Annotated in this window: 22 protein-coding genes; 13 read left to right on the top strand and 9 right to left on the bottom strand. The window is 73.3% G+C overall.

The features are described from left to right. Nucleotides 1-26: 26 nt before the first annotated feature. Genes AB0C22_RS11565 through AB0C22_RS11555 form a run of 3 tightly spaced genes read right to left on the bottom strand, consistent with a single transcriptional unit; the run spans nucleotide 27 to nucleotide 2,427 of the window. Nucleotides 27-746, bottom strand: coding sequence for a hypothetical protein (locus AB0C22_RS11565; RefSeq protein ID WP_219467644.1), 720 nt, complete (start codon nucleotides 744-746; stop codon nucleotides 27-29). Nucleotides 747-748: 2 nt separating this feature from the next. Further along, nucleotides 749-1,522 (bottom strand): ABC transporter permease, encoded by a 774-nt coding sequence (locus tag AB0C22_RS11560; RefSeq protein WP_219470712.1) that lies wholly within the window; start codon nucleotides 1,520-1,522, stop codon nucleotides 749-751. Between the two features lie 5 nt (nucleotides 1,523-1,527). Continuing rightward, nucleotides 1,528-2,427 (bottom strand): ATP-binding cassette domain-containing protein, encoded by a 900-nt coding sequence (locus tag AB0C22_RS11555; protein WP_219467647.1) that lies wholly within the window; start codon nucleotides 2,425-2,427, stop codon nucleotides 1,528-1,530. A 133-nt stretch (nucleotides 2,428-2,560) separates the two neighbouring features. On the opposite strand from AB0C22_RS11555, the gene AB0C22_RS11550 reads away from it, so the two are divergent. The 3 genes from AB0C22_RS11550 (at nucleotide 2,561) to AB0C22_RS11540 (ending at nucleotide 5,415) form a co-directional block, all read left to right on the top strand. Continuing rightward, nucleotides 2,561-3,802, top strand: a complete 1,242-nt coding sequence (locus AB0C22_RS11550) for a histidine kinase (RefSeq protein ID WP_219467652.1) — start codon at nucleotides 2,561-2,563, stop codon at nucleotides 3,800-3,802. Nucleotides 3,803-3,911: 109 nt separating this feature from the next. Then, the gene (locus AB0C22_RS11545) at nucleotides 3,912-4,688 is read left to right on the top strand and encodes a response regulator transcription factor (protein ID WP_219470713.1); all 777 of its coding nucleotides are present in this window, start codon (nucleotides 3,912-3,914) and stop codon (nucleotides 4,686-4,688) included. Between the two features lie 289 nt (nucleotides 4,689-4,977). Continuing rightward, a complete protein-coding gene (locus tag AB0C22_RS11540) occupies nucleotides 4,978-5,415 on the top strand; it encodes a hypothetical protein (RefSeq protein WP_357534765.1) in 438 nt (145 codons plus the stop codon). A gap of 92 nt (nucleotides 5,416-5,507) precedes the next feature. Here AB0C22_RS11540 and AB0C22_RS11535 read toward each other — a convergent pair whose 3' ends face one another. Further along, nucleotides 5,508-6,287 (bottom strand): D-Ala-D-Ala carboxypeptidase family metallohydrolase, encoded by a 780-nt coding sequence (locus AB0C22_RS11535; protein WP_357534763.1) that lies wholly within the window; start codon nucleotides 6,285-6,287, stop codon nucleotides 5,508-5,510. A 312-nt stretch (nucleotides 6,288-6,599) separates the two neighbouring features. On the opposite strand from AB0C22_RS11535, the gene AB0C22_RS11530 reads away from it, so the two are divergent. Continuing rightward, on the top strand, nucleotides 6,600-7,241 hold the full coding sequence (locus AB0C22_RS11530) for a hypothetical protein (RefSeq protein ID WP_208569675.1): 642 nt from the start codon (nucleotides 6,600-6,602) through the stop codon (nucleotides 7,239-7,241). Nucleotides 7,242-7,284: 43 nt separating this feature from the next. Beyond that, a complete protein-coding gene (locus tag AB0C22_RS11525; protein ID WP_219467658.1) occupies nucleotides 7,285-7,749 on the top strand; it encodes a PPOX class F420-dependent oxidoreductase in 465 nt (154 codons plus the stop codon). Nucleotides 7,750-7,794: 45 nt separating this feature from the next. Here AB0C22_RS11525 and AB0C22_RS11520 read toward each other — a convergent pair whose 3' ends face one another. Continuing rightward, nucleotides 7,795-9,027 carry a serine hydrolase domain-containing protein gene (locus AB0C22_RS11520; RefSeq protein WP_219467660.1) on the bottom strand — a complete coding sequence of 411 codons (1,233 nt, stop codon included), beginning with the start codon at nucleotides 9,025-9,027 and terminating at the stop codon, nucleotides 7,795-7,797. 77 nt (nucleotides 9,028-9,104) lie between these two features. On the opposite strand from AB0C22_RS11520, the gene AB0C22_RS11515 reads away from it, so the two are divergent. The 3 genes from AB0C22_RS11515 to AB0C22_RS11505 all read left to right on the top strand — a co-directional run bounded on the left by AB0C22_RS11515 (nucleotide 9,105) and on the right by AB0C22_RS11505 (nucleotide 11,329). Beyond that, nucleotides 9,105-9,698, top strand: a complete 594-nt coding sequence (locus AB0C22_RS11515) for a pentapeptide repeat-containing protein (RefSeq protein WP_219467663.1) — start codon at nucleotides 9,105-9,107, stop codon at nucleotides 9,696-9,698. A gap of 221 nt (nucleotides 9,699-9,919) precedes the next feature. Then, complete coding sequence (locus AB0C22_RS11510) at nucleotides 9,920-10,816, top strand: hypothetical protein (RefSeq protein ID WP_308291033.1); 897 nt, start codon at nucleotides 9,920-9,922, stop codon at nucleotides 10,814-10,816. A gap of 75 nt (nucleotides 10,817-10,891) precedes the next feature. Next, entirely contained in the window at nucleotides 10,892-11,329 is a 438-nt protein-coding gene (locus tag AB0C22_RS11505; protein ID WP_208569599.1) for a nitroreductase family deazaflavin-dependent oxidoreductase, read from the top strand. 70 nt (nucleotides 11,330-11,399) lie between these two features. Here AB0C22_RS11505 and AB0C22_RS11500 read toward each other — a convergent pair whose 3' ends face one another. After that, a complete protein-coding gene (locus tag AB0C22_RS11500; RefSeq protein ID WP_208569598.1) occupies nucleotides 11,400-12,125 on the bottom strand; it encodes an aquaporin in 726 nt (241 codons plus the stop codon). A 238-nt stretch (nucleotides 12,126-12,363) separates the two neighbouring features. Between AB0C22_RS11500 and AB0C22_RS11495 the strand changes: the two genes are divergently transcribed. Beyond that, on the top strand, nucleotides 12,364-12,645 hold the full coding sequence (locus tag AB0C22_RS11495) for an iron-sulfur cluster biosynthesis family protein (protein ID WP_208569597.1): 282 nt from the start codon (nucleotides 12,364-12,366) through the stop codon (nucleotides 12,643-12,645). A 5-nt stretch (nucleotides 12,646-12,650) separates the two neighbouring features. On the opposite strand, the gene AB0C22_RS11490 is transcribed toward AB0C22_RS11495, so the two are convergent. Continuing rightward, on the bottom strand, nucleotides 12,651-13,745 hold the full coding sequence (locus AB0C22_RS11490) for a beta family protein (RefSeq protein WP_357534759.1): 1,095 nt from the start codon (nucleotides 13,743-13,745) through the stop codon (nucleotides 12,651-12,653). A 202-nt stretch (nucleotides 13,746-13,947) separates the two neighbouring features. Between AB0C22_RS11490 and AB0C22_RS11485 the strand changes: the two genes are divergently transcribed. Further along, on the top strand, nucleotides 13,948-15,324 hold the full coding sequence (locus AB0C22_RS11485; protein ID WP_357534757.1) for a cellulose binding domain-containing protein: 1,377 nt from the start codon (nucleotides 13,948-13,950) through the stop codon (nucleotides 15,322-15,324). 115 nt (nucleotides 15,325-15,439) lie between these two features. Here AB0C22_RS11485 and AB0C22_RS11480 read toward each other — a convergent pair whose 3' ends face one another. After that, nucleotides 15,440-16,135 carry a response regulator transcription factor gene (locus AB0C22_RS11480; RefSeq protein WP_357534755.1) on the bottom strand — a complete coding sequence of 232 codons (696 nt, stop codon included), beginning with the start codon at nucleotides 16,133-16,135 and terminating at the stop codon, nucleotides 15,440-15,442. A gap of 254 nt (nucleotides 16,136-16,389) precedes the next feature. Between AB0C22_RS11480 and AB0C22_RS11475 the strand changes: the two genes are divergently transcribed. Both AB0C22_RS11475 and AB0C22_RS11470 read left to right on the top strand, forming a co-directional pair. Further along, the gene (locus tag AB0C22_RS11475) at nucleotides 16,390-16,797 is read left to right on the top strand and encodes a hypothetical protein (RefSeq protein WP_219467676.1); all 408 of its coding nucleotides are present in this window, start codon (nucleotides 16,390-16,392) and stop codon (nucleotides 16,795-16,797) included. Nucleotides 16,798-17,035: 238 nt separating this feature from the next. After that, complete coding sequence (locus AB0C22_RS11470) at nucleotides 17,036-17,428, top strand: cupin domain-containing protein (protein WP_219467678.1); 393 nt, start codon at nucleotides 17,036-17,038, stop codon at nucleotides 17,426-17,428. A 191-nt stretch (nucleotides 17,429-17,619) separates the two neighbouring features. Here AB0C22_RS11470 and AB0C22_RS11465 read toward each other — a convergent pair whose 3' ends face one another. Continuing rightward, a complete protein-coding gene (locus AB0C22_RS11465; RefSeq protein ID WP_219467681.1) occupies nucleotides 17,620-18,807 on the bottom strand; it encodes a threonine synthase in 1,188 nt (395 codons plus the stop codon). Nucleotides 18,808-18,923: 116 nt separating this feature from the next. Here AB0C22_RS11465 and AB0C22_RS11460 point away from each other — a divergent pair, with 116 nt between their 5' ends. Next, nucleotides 18,924-19,706 carry an aldo/keto reductase gene (locus AB0C22_RS11460; protein ID WP_219467684.1) on the top strand — a complete coding sequence of 261 codons (783 nt, stop codon included), beginning with the start codon at nucleotides 18,924-18,926 and terminating at the stop codon, nucleotides 19,704-19,706. Nucleotides 19,707-19,815: the final 109 nt, after the last annotated feature.

The raw sequence follows: 19,815 nt of genomic DNA, 5'->3' as shown, positions 1-19,815 counted from the left end.
CGCGGGGGATCTTCTCCACCGCAACGCTACCGCCCGTGCGGGGTTTCCTCCCGGGGAAGCGGAACGGTCCGCCAGTACTGCCGTCTGCCCTCATCCCGGACGACCACGCCGAGCCGGGCCAGTTCACCGCGCAGTTCCCGGGCGTCGCGCTGCCGGCCGGCCTCGACGGCCCGCTGCCGCGCGCCCAGCAGCGGGTCCGCCCCCGGCGGCAGTTCGGGCAGCCCCGCCACCCACCGGCGGTAGGCGTCCCGGTGCGGATCGCCGTCCTGCCACGGCCAACCGTGCTCACGGAAGGCGTCGCCCAGCCGTCGTCCGCTCAGGTCGGACCGATCCCGGGCCAGTTCCGCACCGGCCGGGCCGAGCAGCACCAGCTCCTTGCGGTCGACGAAGACGGCGGTGACGGTGCGTCGGGCCAGCTCGCGGTCGACGCCGTCGCGGCGTAACCGGACCCCGCCCCGGTCCACCGTGACGATCAACCGCTCCCGGGTGCCGACGTAGGCGAGGAGCAGCCCGGCCAGCATCCCGAGCAGCAGGCCCCCGACCAGTGCCCGCTGGTACGGCAACCCGGCGACCAGTTCGAACCAGCCCTGCACCGGAGCCCAGGGCAGCCCGGCCACCCAGTCGGCGACCATGGGCAGCCGCCCGCCCAGGGCGCCGCCCAGCAGCGGGAAGCCGACCCACATCACCAGCAGCTCCCCGACGTCACCCCCGACCGTGGTCGGTGCGCCCGGCTCCCGCGCCCGCATGGTCAGTGCACCTCCCGCCGCATCGTGCGCACCAGCCCGGCGGCGAGCGGCGCGACCACCCAGACCAGCAGGGACACCCCGAGCCGACCCCACTGCCCGGCGGTCACGTCCGGGCCGAGCAGCGGCTCCATGGTGATCGAGGTGTCCAGCCAGCGGGCCGGGCCGTGCAGCGCCGAGATCATCGCGGACAGGATGCCCCACACGGTCGGCAGGAGCAGCGAGGTGACGATCGCCAGTGGGGTGTTGAGCAGCAGCAACCCGAATCCCGCGCCGATCAGCACGTTGATGGCCTGGAACACGGCGGCGTGCCCGGCCAGTGCCGGGTCGAAGTTCCAGTCGCCCGCCCCGCCGGTGACCCCGGCCAGCAGGGTGCCGACGGCGGCGACGGCCAGGCTCACCAGCACCGACGCCAACGCGGCGAGCAGCACGGCGGCGAGCTTGGCGACGATCACCCGTTCCCGGCGCGGCACCAGGGCGAACGTGGTCAGCGCGGTGCGCTGGGACCACTCGGCGGTGATCGACAGGATGCCCAGCACCGGCAGCAGCAACGCCACCGGCGCCAGCGACGCGGTGAAGAAGTTGCTGAAGGTCTGCCCGGCGTCGTCGACGAAGCGCAGTTGCAGCGCGACGATCGCGGCGGCGATCAGCCCGATCGAGGCCAGCAGCCAACGGCCGGCCCGGGTGTCGCCCAGCTTGCGCAGCTCCACCCCGATCAACCGGGCCAGGGACGGGCCGGGGACCGCCTTGCGGACGGTGCCGGGGGGAGTGGTAGTCATGGTGGTCACTGCACGGCCTCCTTGGTGCTCGCGCCGGCGGTCAGGGTGAGGAAGAGCTGTTCCAGGCCACCGCCGCCGGCCGGCCGCAGCTCGGTGAGGACCAACCCGGCGTCGGCGGCGGCCTGCCCGACGGCGTCGGATTCGGCGCGGACCACGCACCCGCCGTCGGCGTTGGCGGTGGCGTCCAGCCCGGCCCGGTCGAGGGTGAGCCGCAGGGCGTGCGGGTCGCGGGCCCGGACCAGGGTGCCCGCCCCGGCGAGCAGTTCGTCCTTGCCGCCCTGGGCGACCACCCGGCCGCCGCCGATCACCACCAGCCGGTCGGCGACCGCCTCCACCTCCCGCAGCAGGTGGGAGGAGAGCAGCACGGTGCCGCCCCGGTCGGCGAAGTCGCGCAGCAGGCCGCGCATCCAGAAGATCCCCTCCGGGTCCAGGCCGTTGGCCGGCTCGTCGAGGACCAGCACCCGGGGCTCGCCCAGCAGCGCCAGCGCCAGGCCGAGCCGCTGCCGCATCCCCAGCGAGTACGCCCCGACCCGCCGCTTCGCCGCCACCGGGTTCAGGCCCACCCGGTCCAGGACGGCGGGCACCCGGTCGGCGTCCACGCCCATGGTCCGGGCGGCCAGGGTCAGCGTCTCCCGCCCGCTGCGCCCGACGTGCTGCGCCGAGGCGTCCAGCAGCACACCCACCTCCCGACCCGGGTTGGGTAGCTCCCGGTAGGGCTGGCCGGCGACGGTGGCGGTGCCGGAGCTCGGTCGGGTCAGCCCGCAGAGCATCCGCATGGTGGTGGACTTGCCCGCCCCGTTCGGGCCGAGGAAGCCGGTCACCGTGCCGGGCTCGCAGCGGAAGGAGACGTCGTCGACGGCGGGGTGCGGGCCGTACCGCTTGGTGAGGTTCTTCACGGTGATCATGCCGTCGAGCCTGTCGCGACCACCCGGCCGGGCGCTGCGGCCGGCGGTCGAGTGTCACCCCTACCTAGGTCTACCGGCAGACCTCGACTTTGGTTGGTGTCCGGGCGGCCGGCCGGGTTTCTAGCATGGGTGGGTGAGTGCTGCCGTCGTACCCGATCATCCCTGGCTGCTGCCGGGGGCGCTGACGCCCGAGACGAGGGCATCCCGCCGTACGCCCCGGGACTGGCTGGTCGACACGGTGGCCTTCCTGCTCGCCGTCGGCTGGGCGCTGGTGGGCTTCGGCGACGCGGTGTCGCCCGACCCGCAGTTCGCCCACAACGCCGGGCCGCCCTGGCTGGTCGGGGTGGACCTGGCGGCGGGCCTGATCTTCTGCGCGGCCCTGTGGCTGCGCCGGCGCTGGCCGGTCGGGCTGGCCGTGGCGGGCCTGCCGCTGGCCCTGTTCTCGGTGACCGCCGGGGTGGCGCTGCTGGTCGTGGTGTTCACCGTGCTGGTCCACCGGCCGCTGCCGATCGGTGCCGCGCTGGTCGGCTTCCACCTGGCGGTCATCCCGCTCTACACCGTCGTGCGCCCCGACCCGACGCTGCCCTACCTGGCGACGGTGGCCTGGACGGTGATGTTCGTCGGGATCGTGGTGGCGTGGGCGCTGTTCGTCCGGGCCCGCCGGCAGCTCGTGCTGTCGCTGCGCGACCGCGCCCACCGGGCCGAGGCCGAGCAGCAGCTCCGCATCGAACAGGCCCGGCAGCTGGAACGCAACCGGATCGCCCGGGAGATGCACGACGTGTTGGCGCACCGGATCTCGCTGCTCAGCCTGCACGCCGGGGCGTTGGAGTTTCGCCCGGACGCGTCACCGCAGGAGGTGGCGCGGGCGGCCGGGGTGATCCGGGGCAGTGCGCACGCCGCGCTACAGGACCTGCGTGAGGTGATCGGGGTGCTCCGCGCCGACACCTCCGGCGGCGACGCCGCACCGGAACGCCCCCAGCCGACCCTCGCCGACGTGCCCGCGCTGGTCGCCGAGTCCCGGGCCGCCGGGGTACGGGTCACCCTGGTCGACGAGGTCGCCGACCTGGCGGGGGTGCCGACGGCGGTGGGGCGCAGCGCGTACCGGATCGTGCAGGAGGGGCTGACCAACGCGCGCAAGCACGCCCCCGACACGGCGGTCGGTGTCCGGCTGGCCGGCGGGCCGGGTCGGGAGTTGGCCGTGGAGATCCGTAACCCCTGGCCGGTGGGCTCACCGGCTGCGGGCCTGCCCGGTGCCGGCACCGGGCTGGTCGGCATCGCCGAGCGGGTCAACCTGGCCGGTGGCCGGCTGACGCACGGCCGGGACGGCGCGACCGGCGACTTCCGGCTGGCCGCCCGGCTGCCGTGGCCGGCATGAGTCGCCCGGTTGCCGTGCTCGGCACGGGCTGTCCGGTTGCCGTGGCCGTCCCGGCCTGTCCGGTCGTCCTGGCCTGTCCGGTCGTCCTGGCCTGTCCGGTCGTCCTGGCCTGTCCGGTCGTCCCGGTCTGTCCGGTCGTCCCGGTGGGCCCGGGCCGCCCGGTCGGGACTGCCGAGCGGGTGGCCGGTGGTGTCCGGTGACCGGTCTGCCAGACAGCGACGACGGCCCGGTGCGGGTGTTGATCGTCGACGACGACGCGCTGGTCCGCGCCGGGCTGTCGATGATCCTCGGTGGGGTGCCGGACGTCCGGGTGGTCGGCGAGGCGGCCGACGGCGACGAGGTGCCCGCCGCCGTCGCCGCGTGCGCGCCCGACGTGGTGCTGATGGACATCCGGATGCCCCGGGTGGACGGGCTGGCCGCCACGGAGGCGCTGCGGGCGCTGCCGCACCCGCCGGAGGTGCTGGTGCTGACCACCTTCGACGCCGACGAGCAGGTGCTGCGGGCGTTGCGGGCCGGCGCGGGCGGTTTCCTGCTCAAGGACACCCCACCCGCCGAGATCGTCCGGGCGGTGCGGCGGGTGGCGGCCGGTGAGGCGACCCTGTCGCCGACGGTGACCCGCCAGCTGATCAGCCACCTGACCATCGGGCCGACACCGGGAGCGGACCCGCGTCGGGACCGGGCGCTGCGGCTGCTGGCCGGGCTCACCGAGCGGGAACGGGAGGTCGCGGTGGCGCTCGGCCACGGCCGGAGCAACGCGGAGATCTCGGCGGAGCTGTTCATGAGCGTGGCGACGGTCAAGGCGTACGTGTCCCGGCTGCTGACCAAGCTGGCGCTCAACAACCGGGTCCAGGTGGCGCTGCTGGTGCACGACGCGGGCCTGGCCTGACAAGCGGAAACCGGACCTGGGTCGGTCCGGCTGCCCGGTGCCGACGAACAGGTGGCGCTGCTGGCGGTCGCCCGGGCCGGTGCGGTGGTGGACGGCGTGCAGGTGTTGACGCCGGAGGATCTGCTCACCGCCTGGGGGGATTGAACCGACGCCGGTCACCGCCCGTACCACTGCGCGAGGATGCGTTGCGGCGATTCAGCCGCAACTGCTGCCGAGCTGCGGGAGGCCTGCCGTGCGAGTTGGTGAGCAGTCGACGGACCCCATCGATCAGGTTCTGGGTGAGGTGCCGGTGCCCGTCTCGTTGACACCCGAGGACGTCCGGCTCGCGGTACGGGCGGTCGTGGTGCACGCCGCCGAGGAGTGGCCCAACGGGCCGCTGTGCCGCAACGACGGGTCGTCGTACCCGTGCCGGTTGCACCGTTGGGGACGACGGGTGCTGGAGAACCACGGGTTGAACGATCGTCAGATCGACGCGCTGATCCGGCACGGAAATCCGTTCGTGCACGTGCCCTTCCCGTTCACCTACACCACGCCCCGGCCCGGGACGGCACCGGCGCGGACCGCCCCGGCGTCGGCCGGCTATCCGGCCCGTGGCCAGGTCGGCCGGCCCGGGACACCCGGGGCGCGGCCGTCCGCTGCGGGGATGCGGCCCGCGGTGCGTGGCGGCGTGCCGGGACGGCCGGTGACACCCCCGGCCGCCGCGCCGCGCTGGCCCCGGGCGAGCTGAGCGCTCAGGCCCGGCCGACGCCTCCGGTACCCCGATGCCGGCCCGGCCCCGATGATCCCGTGGGGCCGGGCCGGCATCGGCTGCCGCGCGGGTCAGCGGCTGACGCCACAGTCGGGCGCCGCCCAGCTGGTGCGGTTGGTCGACGTGTCGCGGTTGTTCTCCCGCCGGGAGTCGACGTGGACGTGGTCGTCGTGGCCGGCGTACCCGGGGCCGTAGATGCCGCTGAACCCGTGGTCACGGGAGGCGCGGGCCACCTCGCACAGTGACCTGCTCCCCGAGGTCAGGTCGGCGGCGTTGCCGTAGAGGTGCTGGCTGTCCGAGGCCCCGCCGACCTGCTTGTTGCAGCGGGAGTCGCGGAAGCCGCTGGTGACGTTGAGCGGCTTGTCACCGAGGCTGCGCCGCAGCGCCTCCAGTTTCCACATGGTGCGCACCGAGGTGGCCTTGGTGTCGGTGGCGGAGAGCGGGCCGCCGCTCCACCCGCCCTTGCCGCAGCCGGCGTCCAGCTCCCGGTAGCTGAAGTGGGCCGGCGTGCAGTCGTTGTCCTGGAGCTGGTAGAGCTTGTTGAAGGTCTGCTTGCCGGCGATGCCGTCGCTGCGCAGCCCGTACGCGCTCTGGAAGCGCTTGACCGCCGCGGCGGTCTCGGGACCGAAGTCCCCGTCGATCCGGACGATTCCCCCTCGTCCCGCCCAACCGGCGACCCGGATCTGCAACTGGCGGACGTCGTCCCCGGAGCGACCCTGGTAGAGGTCGCGTTTCCAGGTGTAGCAGCCGTCGGCGTGGGCCGCTGGCGCGGCGGCCACCGTGGCGATCGCGGCTCCCGGCAGAGCCAGGGCGAACGCGACGAGTGCCCGCTTCACAGTGTTCTGGCGCACAGAAGTCCTCCCGATTGGAAGTGATTGGGGTGGTGAACAGGGCATCGCCCGGGACGTCCTGCGACCTCCACCCTGACAGCTGACGAGCTGATTCGTGGTGATAAAGGGGAATTGTCCTCGCGATTAGCGATACCTGGGTATTGCCTGTGAAATGCGGGGAATAGTAATTCGGTCAGGTCGTACCGACCGGGGACGGATTTCGCTACCAAGGCGAAGCCTGTCGAAACTGACCAGTCGGGCACCGAGGGCGATGGGGGTTCGTGACCGGGACCCGGTAACGTCGTCCCGGCCGGCGAGGTCGGGGAGGTGCACGTGGCGCGGGGCGGGGTCTTCTGTGTCGAGGGGCAGTGGCACCGCGACCTCAACGAGCGCGGCTCCGTGCTGCCCACCCTCGAACTGCTCGAACGCCTCGGCCGCATCCGCTACATCCACAAGGACGCCGCCACCCGCGACGAGCTGTTCTACTTCCTCGACCGCTGGCTGCTCAAGCAGTACGCCGATCACCGGGTCGGTTTCTTCGCCATGCACGGCGAGCCCAGCCGGCTCTGCCTCACCGACTGGGATTCCGTCGAGCTGGCCGACGTCGCCGAGCGGATGGCCGGCCGGGGTGAGGGCCGGCGGCTCTACTTCGGCAGCTGCTCGGTGCTGCGCGCCTCCGACGCCACGCTGCGCGACTTCCTCGACGTCACCGGCGCGGCCCTGATCTGCGGCTTCACCCGCGAGGTCGACTGGGTCGAGTCGGCCGCCTTCGAGACGGTGCTGCTCGACGTGCTCGCCAACGGCCAACGGCACAACGCCGCCGAGCTGCGGATGGGCTCGGCGCACTGGGCGCCGCTCGCGGCGTACCTCGGCTTCCGGGTCATCTATGCCAACGGCCGAGCCTGGCGGCCCACCGTCCGCCCCCGGGTCCCCGCCCAGCCGGCGCGGGGTCGGGTCACCGGTCGCCCCGGCTGACGCCACCGGGGCCACCGGCCGGCGGACCTGGTAGAACCGGGGGATGGCACGCAGCATCGCAACCAACACCCGGGTCGACCGGGACGCCCTGATCGAATTCGTCCGCCCCCGCCACCGGGTCCTGCTGATGACCACCCGGGCCGACGGCCGGCCGCAGTCCTCCCCGGTCGCCTGCGGGGTCGACGCCGCCGGGCGACTGGTCATCTCCAGCTACCCGCAGCGCGCCAAGGTCGCCAACATCCGCCGGGACCCCCGGGTCTCCGCCTGCGTGCTCTCCGACGACTGGGACGGCCCCTGGGTGCAGGTCGACGGCACGGCCGAGGTGCTCGACCTGCCCGACGCGCTGGACCCGCTGGTGGAATACTTCCGCAGCATCTCCGGCGAGCACCCGGACTGGGACGAGTACCGGGCGGCCATGGTGGCGCAGGGCAAGTCGCTGATCCGGGTCACCATCGGAAGCTGGGGCCCGATCGCCACCGGCGGCTTCCCGGCCAGCCTCGCCGACTGACCCCGCCGGCCGGGCCGGCACCGCCGTCGCCCGGCCCGGCGCGGCTCAGCCGACCAGGGCGGCGTAGACGAGCTGACGCAGCTGGGAGCGCAACGGGTAGGTGCTCGACGGCATCAGCTGGGTGAACAGCAGGGCGGTGATCTCCTCGGCCGGGTCGACCCAGAACGCGGTGCTGGCCAGCCCACCCCAGTAGAACTCGCCGACGCTGCTCGGCACCTTGGCCGGGACCGGGTCCTGCACCACGGCGAAGCCCAGGCCGAAACCGATGCCGTCGAGCACCGTCTCGGCGAACCCCTGCGGCTGCAACGACGCCAGGTCACCGCCGCCGGGCAGGTGGTTGCGGGTCATGTAACGCACCGTGCGGGGCCCGAGCAGCCGTACGCCGTCCAGCTCGCCGCCGCGCAGTAGCAGCTGGGTGAACCGGTGGTAGTCGGCGGCGGTGGAGACCAGCCCGCCCCCGCCGGAGAAGCACTCCGGGCGGGTCAGCGCGGCGGCACCGAGCTGGTCGGCGCGGACCGCCCGGCCGGTGCCCGGGTGCGGGGTGTAGAGGGCGGCGAGCCGTTTGGCGTCGGCCGGGTCGACCCAGAACCGGGTGTCCGTCATGCCCAGCGGGGTGAGGACCCGCTCGGTGAGGAAGTCGGCCAGGCCCTGCCCGGAGACCACCTCGATGAGCCGGCCGAGCACGTCGGTGGAGACCCCGTAGTTCCAGCCGGTGCCGGGCTGGAACAGCAGCGGCAGCTGCGCCATCCCGGCGCTCGCCCCGGCCAGGTCCAGCCCCGGCGGCACGCCGAGGTCGTAGCCGGCGGCCCGGTAGAGCGCGTCGACCACCGAGGTCTGCGCGAAGCCGTAGGTGAGCCCGGCGGTGTGGGTGAGCAGGTGCCACACCCGGATCGGCTCGACCGCCGGCACGGTGTACGGCTTGAGCGCCGAACCCCTGTCGAAGACCCGGACGTCGGCGAACTCCGGCAGCCAGCGGCTGATCGGGTCGGTCAGCTCGAACCGGCCCTCCTCCCACAGCATCATCGCCGCGACCGAGGTGATCGGCTTGGTCATCGAGTAGATCCGCCAGATGGTGTCCGGCTCGACCGGGCTGCCCGCCTCCACGTCGCGCAGCCCACGGACCGAGGAGTGCGCCACCTCGCCGCGACGGGTGACGACGATCTGCCAACCGGCCAGCCGCCCGTCGTCGACGTACCGGCCGAAGTGTTCGTCGATGCGGGCCAGCCGGGCCGGGTCGAAGCCGGTACGGGCCGGGTCGGTGCTGGGTGCCACGCTCACCCGCCGAAACTACTAGCCGGTACGCGCCGGACGAAAGGTGCGGTGGTGGTGTCGGTGCTCGCACTTAGGGTGGGGTGGTGCCGCAGACCATCGAGGACGAGACGTTCCGCCACACCGACTGGTACGCCGAGGAGCTGGTCGACCGGCACTTCGTGCGTTGCGTCTTCACTGACGTCGACCTGACCGAGGCGGTCACCCGGGGTGCCTCGTTCACCGGGTGTGACTTCGGCGGGGTGTCGTTCAACTCCTCCCGGCACACCGACTCGGCCTTCGTCCGCTGCGGGTTCCGCCGGTGCAACCTGTTCGAGGCCGAGTTCACCGGTTGCAAGCTGGTCGGCAGCACGTTCGACCAGTGCGCGTTGCGTCCGTTGCGGGTGTCGGGCGGGGACTGGTCGTTCGTCGGGTTGCCCGGGGCCGACCTGCGGGGCGCGCAGTTCAGCGACGTCCGGATGCGGGAGGTCGACCTGTCCGGGGCGGACCTGACCGGCGCGACCCTGGCCCGGGTGGACCTCTCGGCGGCCCAGCTGCGCGCGGTGCGTCTCACCGGGGCCGATCTGCGGGGCAGCGACCTCACCGCGTTGGACCCGACGGCGGTCGAGCGGGCCGGCGCGGTGATCGACCCGACCCAGGCGATGGTGCTGGCCGGGGCGCTGGGTTTCGAGATCCGCTGACGGCCCCCTATCGTTGATCTTCTGGCCATTTCGCGGCTGAGCTGGTCTTTCATATTAGGTAGGAAACTTTCCGCGGCACGCACTTGGTAACAAACTGGAAACGCCCACCCGCTGGCATATGGCGCATGGCGGCCCTGGAATGAAAACGTGAGAACGCTCACGGCGCGACCGCACCCCCTCCCCGACCGGTCGCGGGCGTCGGGCTGGGGAGTGGGACATACGTGAACGACCAAGAGACCTGGCGGATCGGGCCGGGCCCGACGACGCGCATCGCCCAACGGCGGGAGGCCCGTCGTCGGCAACGCCGCCGCTGGGCGATCGGTTCGGTGGCCGGCCTGGCCTGCCTTGCGGTGCTGGTGACCTATCTGGGCCCGGACCCGGACCCGGCGGAGCCCGACCTGGTGCTGCCGGCCGGTGCGCCGACCCCGGCCGGTTATCCGACCGGGGCGACGGGGGTGGGCGTGTCGGCCGAGGCCGGGGTCGTCGCACCCGGCCTGCAGCCCCGGGAACGCACCCCGCCGCCGCCGAGCGGGCCACCGACGCCGACGGCCACCCCGGCGGCGTCCCCGGCCGCGCCGACGCTGAGCGTCTCCCGGGCCGAGGTGCCCGCCGAGGTGGACCTGACCGCCCTGGGCGCCCGGGACTGGGTGCACTGGGGCCTCAACCGGCCGGAGACCCTGATCCGTAAGAGCGGCGGCACCGGTGAGATCCGCGACGAGGGCGGCCGGGGTGCACGCGACCGGTACGACACCAATCCCGAGTTGTTCGGGTGGCGTGACGGTGCCGGGGTGCCGGCAGTCTCCGCCACCGCCACCGGTGTGTTCGTCTGCGGGGTCGGTAACGGGTTCGCGCTGGCCGTGACCGGCGACGGTGAACCGCGTACGGTGCACCTCTTCGCCGGCACCTGGATGGCCCAGGGTCGGTTGGACGTGCGGCTGTCCACCGGCGGCGCGACCCGCACGCTGCGGCTGGAGGACCCGCACACCACCCACACCGCCCAGTTCGTCATCCGGTACCGGGTGCCCCGGGGTGAGCAGCTGCTGATCCGCTGGACCGTCGAGAAGACCTTCAACAGCAGTTGCGGCAACGTGAACCTCCAGGCGGCAGCGGTGCGTTGAGTCGTTCGCCCGCCTTTGGGGTTTATGTCGGGATAGCGTGGCCGGGTCGATGCCACGAGCTACCCGGAGGCGCAGATGTCGACCGACGAGCAGGTGCTGGACAGCCCCGAGGGCTGGGTCGCCGATCACATCCGGCGGTACGTCGCGACCGGCGGTGCCGAGGGGCACGAGTGGCAGCCGGGCGTCTACACGCTGCTGCTGACCACCCGGGGCCGGCGCAGCGGCAGGCTACGCCGCACCGCGCTCATCTACGGGCGGGACGGCGACGACTACCTGATCGTCGCCTCCCAGGGTGGTGCGCCCCAGCACCCCTCCTGGTATCTCAACCTGCTCGACGAACCCGACGCGCAGGTGCAGGTGGGCCCGGAGACGTTCGCCGTCCGGGCGCGGACCGCCGAGCCGGCGGAGCGGGCGCGGATGTGGCCGAGGATGACCGGCATCTGGCCGGCCTACAACGAATACCAGAGCAAGACCGACCGGGAGATCCCGGTGGTGGTGCTGCAACGGCGCTGACCACCCGGGTGGCGTCCACCGGTCGGGCTCAGCCGGTCGGCTGGCCCCGGTCGGCTGGCCCCGGTCGGGGTCAGGTCGGGTCCGGCGCGGCCGGATCGGGCGCGTCGGGTTCGGCACGGAAGTGCCGGCTCGGCGCCACCAGCAGCGGGGCGGCCAGCGCGGCCAGCGCCCCGCCGAGCAGCGGAAAGACGATGAACACCCACAGCTGCCGGAGCGCGGCACCGCCCTCGAACACGGCCGGACCGAACGACCGGGCCGGGTTGATCGAGGTGCCGTCCAGGGTGATTCCCACCAGCAGCACCGCCACCAGGGCCAGGCCGATCGCCAGACCGGCGAAGCCGGCGTGCTCGACCCGGCTCGTCACCACCAGCACCACCAGCACGAACAGGAACGTCAGGATGACCTCCAGCACCGCCGTGCCACCCCGGTTGATGTGCACCCCGTAACCGTTGGTGCCCAACGCTCCCGTCTGGTCCGCCACGCCACCCCAGCGGACCAGCCCCCAGATGACGAAGCCGGCCACCGTGGCCCCCACGAACTGCGCGATCCAGTACGCGACCGCGCCGACCACGGAGATCTTGCCGGAGAGCAGCACCCCCATCGTCACCGCCGGATTGAGGTGCGCGCCGGAGAGCGGGCCGATCGCGTACACCAACCCCACCAGCACGAACCCGAAGGCCAGCGCCACGGCCACCACGCCGCCCTGGAGTTGGGCGAAGACGGCGGTGCCCACCCCGGCGAGGACCAGCAGCAGGGTGCCGAGCAGTTCTGCGGCGTACCGTCGGGCAGCGTCCATGCGCTCAGGGTAGGAAAGATCAGGGGGCTGAGGAGCGGAAACGTGGATGTTCTGCGGATTCGCCGATAGCCGGCGCTCTATTTGACGAACCTCCGTGCGGCAGGCACCGTGGGTGGGGAGGGCGGCACGAAGACGCCCCGAATCACCCGGCGGGCACCGGTTCGCCGCAGGGAACGCGCACGTGTCGTCGAGCGACGTTCCGACCCTGATGATCCCGATGATCCCGAGGAGTCCCACCATGCTCACGATGACCGACAACGCCGTACTCGTGATCCGTGACCTCGCCGCCCAGCAGGACGTGGCCCAGGACGGCGGGCTGCGGATCGCCGCCGACACCGAGGCCGGTGCGCTCACCATCGAACTGGTGCCCGTGCCGGCGCAGGGCGATCAGGTCGTCGACACCGAAGGGGCCCGTATCTTCCTCGACCCCGACGCCGCCGAACTGCTCAACGACACCTCCGTGGACGCCTCCGTCGACGACGAGGGCGTGGTCCAGTTCGGCTTCACCGAGCAGGAGTGACCCGGTCAGCGGGCCCACCGGTGCTCCCCGCCGCGGTGCGGCCGGGTGAACCCGTCCCGGTCGTCGACGCCCGTCGGCGGGCCCCGACGACGCCCGTCGCCCGGCCCGGTCAGCTCCGACAGCACGTGCGCCAGATGGTGCGACGTGCTCCATGCCGTCCAGTTCGCCGGTGACCCGGCCCCGGTGACCCGGCGGGCCCGCCGCAGCAACTCGTGGTCACCCCAGGAGAACCCCGCCCCGGCGGCCGGCCAGTGTGCGGCGGTGACCAGCGTGCGGCACAGGTCGGCGAACCGTTCGTCGCCCCGGCCACCCCGCCGCGACCAGCGGTAGATCCACCACCCGTCGTCGGTGGTGTACCGCACCGTCGGCAGCCGGTCGCCCGGCTCCACGTCGCCCGGCGGGGCGGGGACCACGCCGTAGTCGCCGTACCCGACGCCCAGGTCGGTCAGCCGACGCCAGAACAGCCAGTCCCAGCGGTCCACCCGGACCGGTTCGTCGGTGCGCAGCCGGGACAGCGACGGCGGCATCCCGCCGGCCGCCACGGTCACCGTGCGCCAGGCGTGCCGGCAGGCCCAGTCCACCACCCGGCGTACCCGGGGCTCGGCGACCCGCAGGTCGGCGAGGCAGCACACGTCACCGGCGTCGACCAGCAGGTCGCACTGCTCCGGGACCAGCCCGGTCCGCCGCCAGATCCGCTCCACCGCCGTCGTCGTGGCGTCCGGGCCGGCCCGGTCCCGGCCGATCCGCAGCCGGACCACCGCACCCCGGGCGTACGCCCGACAGGCCGCGCCGTGTGCCGCCAACCGCCGGTCGCCACAGGCCAACCCGACCACCGGCAGGACGGGCAGGTCCCACCGGGCCAGCTCGCCGTCCGGCCCGTCGGGCAGGGCGCAGACGTCGACGGCCGGCACCAGACCGGCGGGCAGCCGGCGCAGCAGATCGGGCAGGCCGGTATCGGCCGGGGACACGTCGAGGACCGGGGCGACCAGGGGAGCCGAGGCGCTGTCGAGATGACCCAGCGCCTCCAGCTCACCGCGTCTGCTGGTGAGGATGGGGCGGTAGACCGGTTCCGCCACCCGACCCCCGGGGGCGGGCACCATACCTCAATCTACCGGGCCGACCGGCCCTGCCACAGGGGTTGCCGGCAATCGTCCTGACGGATCGGCACCGTACCCGGGGCCCTCCACATCGGGCATTGACAGTGGTCGGTGCCGGTGGTGGCATGGGTGGGCGGTACGCCGGGCGTGGAAGGGCATCCGATCACCATGTCCCCGCTCCATCCTGCCCGGAAGGCGTACCCCCATGACATCGTCGTGTCACCGTGCCGGCCTGCTCGCGGCGTTGACCGCCGCCGCGCTGCTGCTGGCCGTTCCGCTGCCCGCCCGTGCGCTCGCGGTGCCCGAGCCGAGCACCCCGGTCACCGGCAACGCCACCCACTTCGACGGCCTCGGTGCCCCGTACGGCGGCTGCGGCCTGCCCCAGGCGGAGCTGGACTCGCCGGACTTCGTCGCGCTCAACGCCTACGACCTGCCCGGTGACTACTCGTCGTACCCGCTGCGGCCGATCCCGGCCAGCCAGGCGGCGAAGATCGGGCTGTGGAACAACGGCCTCAACTGTGGTCGCTTCGTGCGGGTCACCATCGGCGACTACTGCACCGGCGTCAACGACGGCGCACCGGGGCAGCCGTTCTGCCGCAACGGTTCGTGGATTACGGACGCCTACAACGGGGCGACCCTGACCATGGTGGTGGCGGACAGTTGCGGCGACGGCAACGCCTGGTGCCGTGACGACCCCTACCACCTGGACCTCTCCACCGCCTCGCTCAACCGGTTCGTGCGCAACGGGACACCGGTGGGGGACCTGAACCCCACCCACTGGAACAACCGGCACGTCTCCTGGTCGTTCGTGCCCGCGCCGGACTACTCCGGCGACATCCGGATCGGCTTCATGAAGGGCGCCCAGCGGTACTGGCCGGCGATCGCCGTCTCGCACCTGCCCAACGGCATCCACGGGGTGGAATACCTGGCCGGTGGGGTGTGGACGGCCGCCACGATGAACAGCGACATGGGACAGTCGTACGTGATCGGGGCGACCGCGTCCGGTGGCACCGACTTCCAGATCCGGGTCCGCGACGCGGCCGGCACGCTGGTCAACAACGGTCGGGTCTACCGGTTCGCGCTGCCCGCCTCCTGCGGTGGGACGTGCTCGGCGGCGTACACCCGGGCCGACTACACCACCTCGGACGGGACGACCCCGACCCCCACCGCGACGCCGACCGGCACCCCCACCGCGACGCCGTCGGCCACCCCCACCGTGACGCCGTCGGCCACCCCCACCGTGACGCCGACCGGCATCCCCACCGGCACGCCCGCGCCGGTGGCCGGTTGCTCGGCCGGATACCGGGTGACCGGCTACTGGTCGGGCGGCTTCCAGGCCGAGGTGACGGTGCGCAACGTCGGCAGCACCACCATCACCGGCTGGACCACCGCGCTGACCTTCGCGGGGGCACAGCAGATCGCCTCGTCCTGGAACGCCACGGTCAGTCAGTCCGGCCGGCAGGTCACCGCCACCAACGCCAACTACAACGGCAGCCTGCCGCCCGGCGCGACCACCAGCTGGGGCCTGGTCGGCACCGGTGACAACCAGGCCCCGACGGTGCTGACCTGCGCCGTCCGCTGACCCACCGCCGAGCCGGTGCCCCGACCCCGGTCGGGGCACCGGCCGGTCGTCACCCTGCCGGGTGCGTCGGCAGCAGACCGGGACCTGCCGCTGCCGGGTGCGCCGTGTCGCCGGCTCACCGGTCGTCCGCCGGCGGGGCGAGCCGCACCCCGACCCCGCGCACGGTGTGCAGGTAGCGCGGCTGCTGGGCACTCTCCCCGAGCTTGCGGCGCAGCCAGGACAGGTGCACGTCGACGGTCTTGTCCGCCCCGCCGTAGGGGATCCGCCAGACCTCGGTGAGCAGCTCCCGTTTGGTCACCACCGCACCGGGCCGGCCGGCGAGGTGGTGCAGCAGGTCGAACTCGCGCGGAGTCAGCTCCACCGGTACGCCGTCCAGGGTGACCTGGCGGGCGCGCGGGTCGACGCGCAGCCCGCCGACCGCCAGCACGGCCTCGCCGTCGGGCCGGTCGGGGCTGCCCCGGCGCAGCACCGCCCGCACCCGGGCGTCGAGCTGCACGGCGGTGAACGGCTTGACGACGTAGTCGTCCGCCCCGGCGTCGAGCAGCCGGACGATCTCCCGCTCGTCGTCGCGGGCGGTGGCCACGATCACCGGTACGGCGCTGACCGCACGCAGCATCCGCAACAGCTCGCCGCCGTCGAGGTCGGGCAGGCCGAGGTCGAGCACCACCAGGTCGGGCCGGTCGTCGAGGGTGTGCCGCAAACCCTCCATCGCGGTCGACGCGGCGGCCACCGCGTGTCCCCGGTCGCGCAGCGCCCGGACCAGCGGGGTACGGATGGTCAGATCGTCCTCGACGAGCAGCAGTCGGGCCACCCCAGCAGGCTAGCCCCGGTCGCCGACCCGCCCGCCGGCCGGGCGCAGCTCCGCAGGCGGGCGCAGCTCGGCCGATGGGCGGAGTTTGCGCAGCTCACGGCGGGTTTATGTCAGCTACTGGACATGCGGTCGACTGGTGGTAGCCGGCATGACCGACATATTTTCGAGGTACGGATCCGGGTCGTACGGCGCGGATCGTGGAGTCACCCCCCATCGCTCCCGGCCCGAGAAGGTGGCCGGCAGGCAGGAGCACCATGTCCAGCACCGGTCCCCGGCGTCGCCCGGCCACCCAACCCGTCCCCGGCCGCGACGACGTGGCCCTGGCCGATGCCCAACTGGTCAGTTACCGGCAGACCGGCATGCCCGCCTCGGCCCGGATGCTCTACGCCGTGGTGCACGCCAACGGCATCCTGGCCCGTGGTCTCGGCGCGGCCTCCGCCACCCGGCTCGCCCCCGGCATGTACCAGGTCGTCTTCGACCAGGACGTGAGCCGGGCCGGTTACGTGGGCACGATCGGGTTGGCCGGCAGCGCCGGGCTCGCGCCGCCCGGTGGCATCAGCGTGGTGGGGCGGACCGGCATCCCCAACGGGGTGTTCGTCAAGACGTTCGCCACCGACGGCAGCGTCTCCGACCGTCCGTTCCACCTGGCGGTGTTGGCCTGAACGGGCGCACGGCGCCGTACGACCCACCGGCCGTCCGTCGCCGCGCTCCGACCGTCTCCCACCATCGCAGCCATCCGGCGGTACGCCAGCGGGGACCTGGTTCGACCGGTGCGATCGCCCGTGCCGGTCTGGAGTGCTCGTTGCCCGATCCGGCGACGGGCAAACCTGCCCGGGGCGGGGAATTCCATCATCTGCACGGCCCGGCGTGATCTGTCGTCGTTGCGGGTATGAGCGGAACATGGAGCATTTCACGATCGCGACGGTCGCCCAGAAGAGCCCAGACTTCCGCCGGGTGCTCTGGACCGGCGAGAAGACCCAGTTGGTGATCATGACCATTCCGCCGGGCGGCGAGATCGGCGAGGAGGTCCACGACGGGATCGACCAGATCCTGACCTTCGTCAGCGGCACCGGTGAGGCCCGGGTCGGCGGGGAGACGCGGGAGGTCGCCCAGGGTGACCTGGTGGTGGTGCCGGCCGGGACGAAGCACAACTTCGTCAACACCGGGCCCAACCCGCTGGTCCTCTACACCGTCTACGGCCCGCCGGAGCACGCCGACCAGGTGGTGCACCGGACCAAGGAGGAAGCCGACGCGGCGGAGGCCGCCGGCCAGGACGAGCCGCCGACGTCCTGACCCGGTGCCGCCGCCGACCGGCGGAGCCGACCGACAGGGCCCCTGCCCACGCCCGGTGCGTGTGGCCGGGGCCCTTCGTCGTCGTCGAGATCCGGCAGGTCCGCTACTGCTCGCCGGTGGCGCCGACGCCACCGGCGTCCCGTGGGACGTGCCGTCCGTGGGACGCGGATCGGCACCCGGGCGGCCGGCGGTCACCGCACCGGTACGCCGGAGACGTCGACCGTCTCCGGATACTTGAGCCCCGATCCGGTGTTCAGCACCACCACCCGCTCGTCGGCCCGGATCCAGCCACCGGCGCGCAGGTGGCGGGCGGCGGTCAGGCAGGCCGCCCCCTCCGGGCAGAGCAGCAGCCCCTCCCGGGCGGCGAAGTCCCGCAGGTCGGCGAGGATCTCCGCGTCGTCCACGGCGACCGCCGTGCCGCTGCTCTCCCGCAGCGCGGTCAGGATCAGCTCGTCGCCCAGCGGGGCCGGCACGGTGATCCCGAACGCCACCGTGTGCGCGTCGACCCAGGGCCGGGCGCGGTCCTCCCCGGCGGCGAACGCCCGGACGATCGGCGCGCAGCCGGTGGACTGCACGGCCACCAACCGGGGCAGCTTGTCGCCCACCCAGCCCAGCTCCCGCAGCTCGTGCAGGGCCTTGTGGATGCCGATCAGGCCCACCCCGCCACCGGTCGGGTAGATGATCACGTCGGGCACCTGCCAGCCGAGCTGCTCGACGATCTCGTACCCCATCGTCTTCTTGCCCTCCAGCCGGTAGGGCTCGCGCAGTGTGCCGGCGTCGAAGACGGCCCCGTCGGCGTCGGCCACCAGCTCGGCCACCCAGCGTCCGGCATCGCCGATCAACCCGTCGACCAGGCGCAGGTCGGCCCCGGCGGCCACGCACTCGCGGCGGCAGATGACCGGGGCGTCCAACGGCATCACGATGGTCGCCGCCATCCCGGCCCGTGCCGCGTACGTCGCCCAGGCCGCCCCGGCGTTGCCGTTGGTGGGCATGGCGAGCCGTCGTACGCCCAGCTCCCGGGCCCGGCTCACCCCGACCGCCGCCCCCCGGGCCTTGAACGACCCGGTCGGGGTGAGTCCCTCGTCCTTGACGATCAGGTCGGCGATGCCGATCTCGTGGCCGTACGCCGGGGCGCGCAACAGCGGCGTCCACCCCTCACCCAGCGTGGTGACGTGCCGCTCGTCGGCCACCGGCAGCAGTTCCCGGTAACGCCACAGGTCGGCGGGGCGCAACCCGAACCGCTCGGGGGTCACGGCGGCGGCCACCGCGGCCAGGTCGTAGCGGGCCAACAGCGGCGAGCCGCACGTGCAGAGGTTGGTGAGCCGGCCGGGGTCGTGCTCCCGACCGCAGCGGGGACATTCCAGGTGGGTCAGGTACACGATGCTCCTCGCCGTCGGCCCGGGTCGATGCTCGGCACACCGGCATTCTCCGGCAATCCGTCCGGGTTCGCCGGGGGCGCGGCATGTCCGCTCCGATGTCGGGTAGAAGGGTCGGCATGGACCTCGACCAACCCACCGTCCTGCTCCCCGGCGACGTCCGGATGCCGCTGCTCGGTTTCGGCACCTGGCAGGCCACCGGCCAGGCCGGCTACGACGCGGTGCTGGCCGCGCTGGACGCCGGCTACCGGCACCTCGACACCGCCACCATGTACGGCAACGAGGAGGAGGTGGGTCGGGCGGTGCGGGAGAGCGGGTTACGCCGCGAGGACGTCTTCATCACCACCAAGCTGCCGCCGGACCGGGTCGGCCGGGAACGGGAGACGCTCGAGGCGAGCCTGCGGGCGCTGGGCACGGACCACGTCGACCTGTGGCTGATCCACTGGCCGCCGTCGTCACCGGCGGACAGCATCCCGGTCTGGCGCGAGCTGCTGGCCGCCCGGGACGAGAACCTCACCCGGGCGGTGGGGGTGAGCAACTACGCCACCGCCCAGCTCGACGAGCTGATCCAGGCCACCGAGGAGAACCCGGCGGTCAACCAGATCCGGTGGAGCCCGACGCTGTACGACCGGCAGCGGCACACCGAGCACCGGGACCGGGGGATCGTGCTGGAGGGCTACAGCCCGTTCAAGGCCAGCGACCTGGCCGACCCGGTGCTGACCCGGATCGCCGCCGCGCACGACGTCTCACCGGCGCAGGTGGTGCTGCGCTGGCACGTCGACCACGAGATCGTGGTGATCCCGAAGTCGGTGACCCCGGAGCGCATCCGCGCCAACGCCGACATCTGGAACTTCTCGCTGACCGCCGAGGAGATGCGCGACATCGACGCCCTGGGCGGTTGAGCCCGGACGGGGTGCGGGGGCGTGGGCGGGCGGGGCCGCCCCCCCCCGGGGGGGGGGGGGGGGGGGGCCGGGGGGGGCGCCGGGGGCGGCCGGGTGCGGGGAGGTGGGG

The organism is Micromonospora sp. NPDC048894 (genome assembly GCF_040649765.1).
GTDB classification, from domain to species: domain Bacteria; phylum Actinomycetota; class Actinomycetes; order Mycobacteriales; family Micromonosporaceae; genus Micromonospora; species Micromonospora antibiotica.
The sequence above is the reverse complement of the archived record's forward strand: the minus strand, read 5'-3'. Positions and strand labels throughout refer to the sequence as shown.

Bases quoted from the DNA above. Each gene is read 5' to 3' on its own strand.
- AB0C22_RS11565 (WP_219467644.1), bottom strand. From the start codon at position 746: ATGCGGGCGCGGGAGCCGGGCGCACCGACCACGGTCGGGGGTGACGTC.
- AB0C22_RS11490 (WP_357534759.1), bottom strand. From the start codon at position 13,745: ATGGTGCCCGCCCCCGGGGGTCGGGTGGCGGAACCGGTCTACCGCCCC.
- AB0C22_RS11495 (WP_208569597.1), top strand. From the start codon at position 12,364: ATGCTCACGATGACCGACAACGCCGTACTCGTGATCCGTGACCTCGCC.
- AB0C22_RS11460 (WP_219467684.1), top strand. From the start codon at position 18,924: ATGGACCTCGACCAACCCACCGTCCTGCTCCCCGGCGACGTCCGGATG.
- AB0C22_RS11560 (WP_219470712.1), bottom strand. From the start codon at position 1,522: ATGACTACCACTCCCCCCGGCACCGTCCGCAAGGCGGTCCCCGGCCCG.
- AB0C22_RS11470 (WP_219467678.1), top strand. From the start codon at position 17,036: ATGGAGCATTTCACGATCGCGACGGTCGCCCAGAAGAGCCCAGACTTC.
- AB0C22_RS11505 (WP_208569599.1), top strand. From the start codon at position 10,892: ATGTCGACCGACGAGCAGGTGCTGGACAGCCCCGAGGGCTGGGTCGCC.
- AB0C22_RS11500 (WP_208569598.1), bottom strand. From the start codon at position 12,125: ATGGACGCTGCCCGACGGTACGCCGCAGAACTGCTCGGCACCCTGCTG.
- AB0C22_RS11475 (WP_219467676.1), top strand. From the start codon at position 16,390: ATGTCCAGCACCGGTCCCCGGCGTCGCCCGGCCACCCAACCCGTCCCC.
- AB0C22_RS11555 (WP_219467647.1), bottom strand. From the start codon at position 2,427: ATGATCACCGTGAAGAACCTCACCAAGCGGTACGGCCCGCACCCCGCC.
- AB0C22_RS11485 (WP_357534757.1), top strand. From the start codon at position 13,948: ATGACATCGTCGTGTCACCGTGCCGGCCTGCTCGCGGCGTTGACCGCC.
- AB0C22_RS11525 (WP_219467658.1), top strand. From the start codon at position 7,285: ATGGCACGCAGCATCGCAACCAACACCCGGGTCGACCGGGACGCCCTG.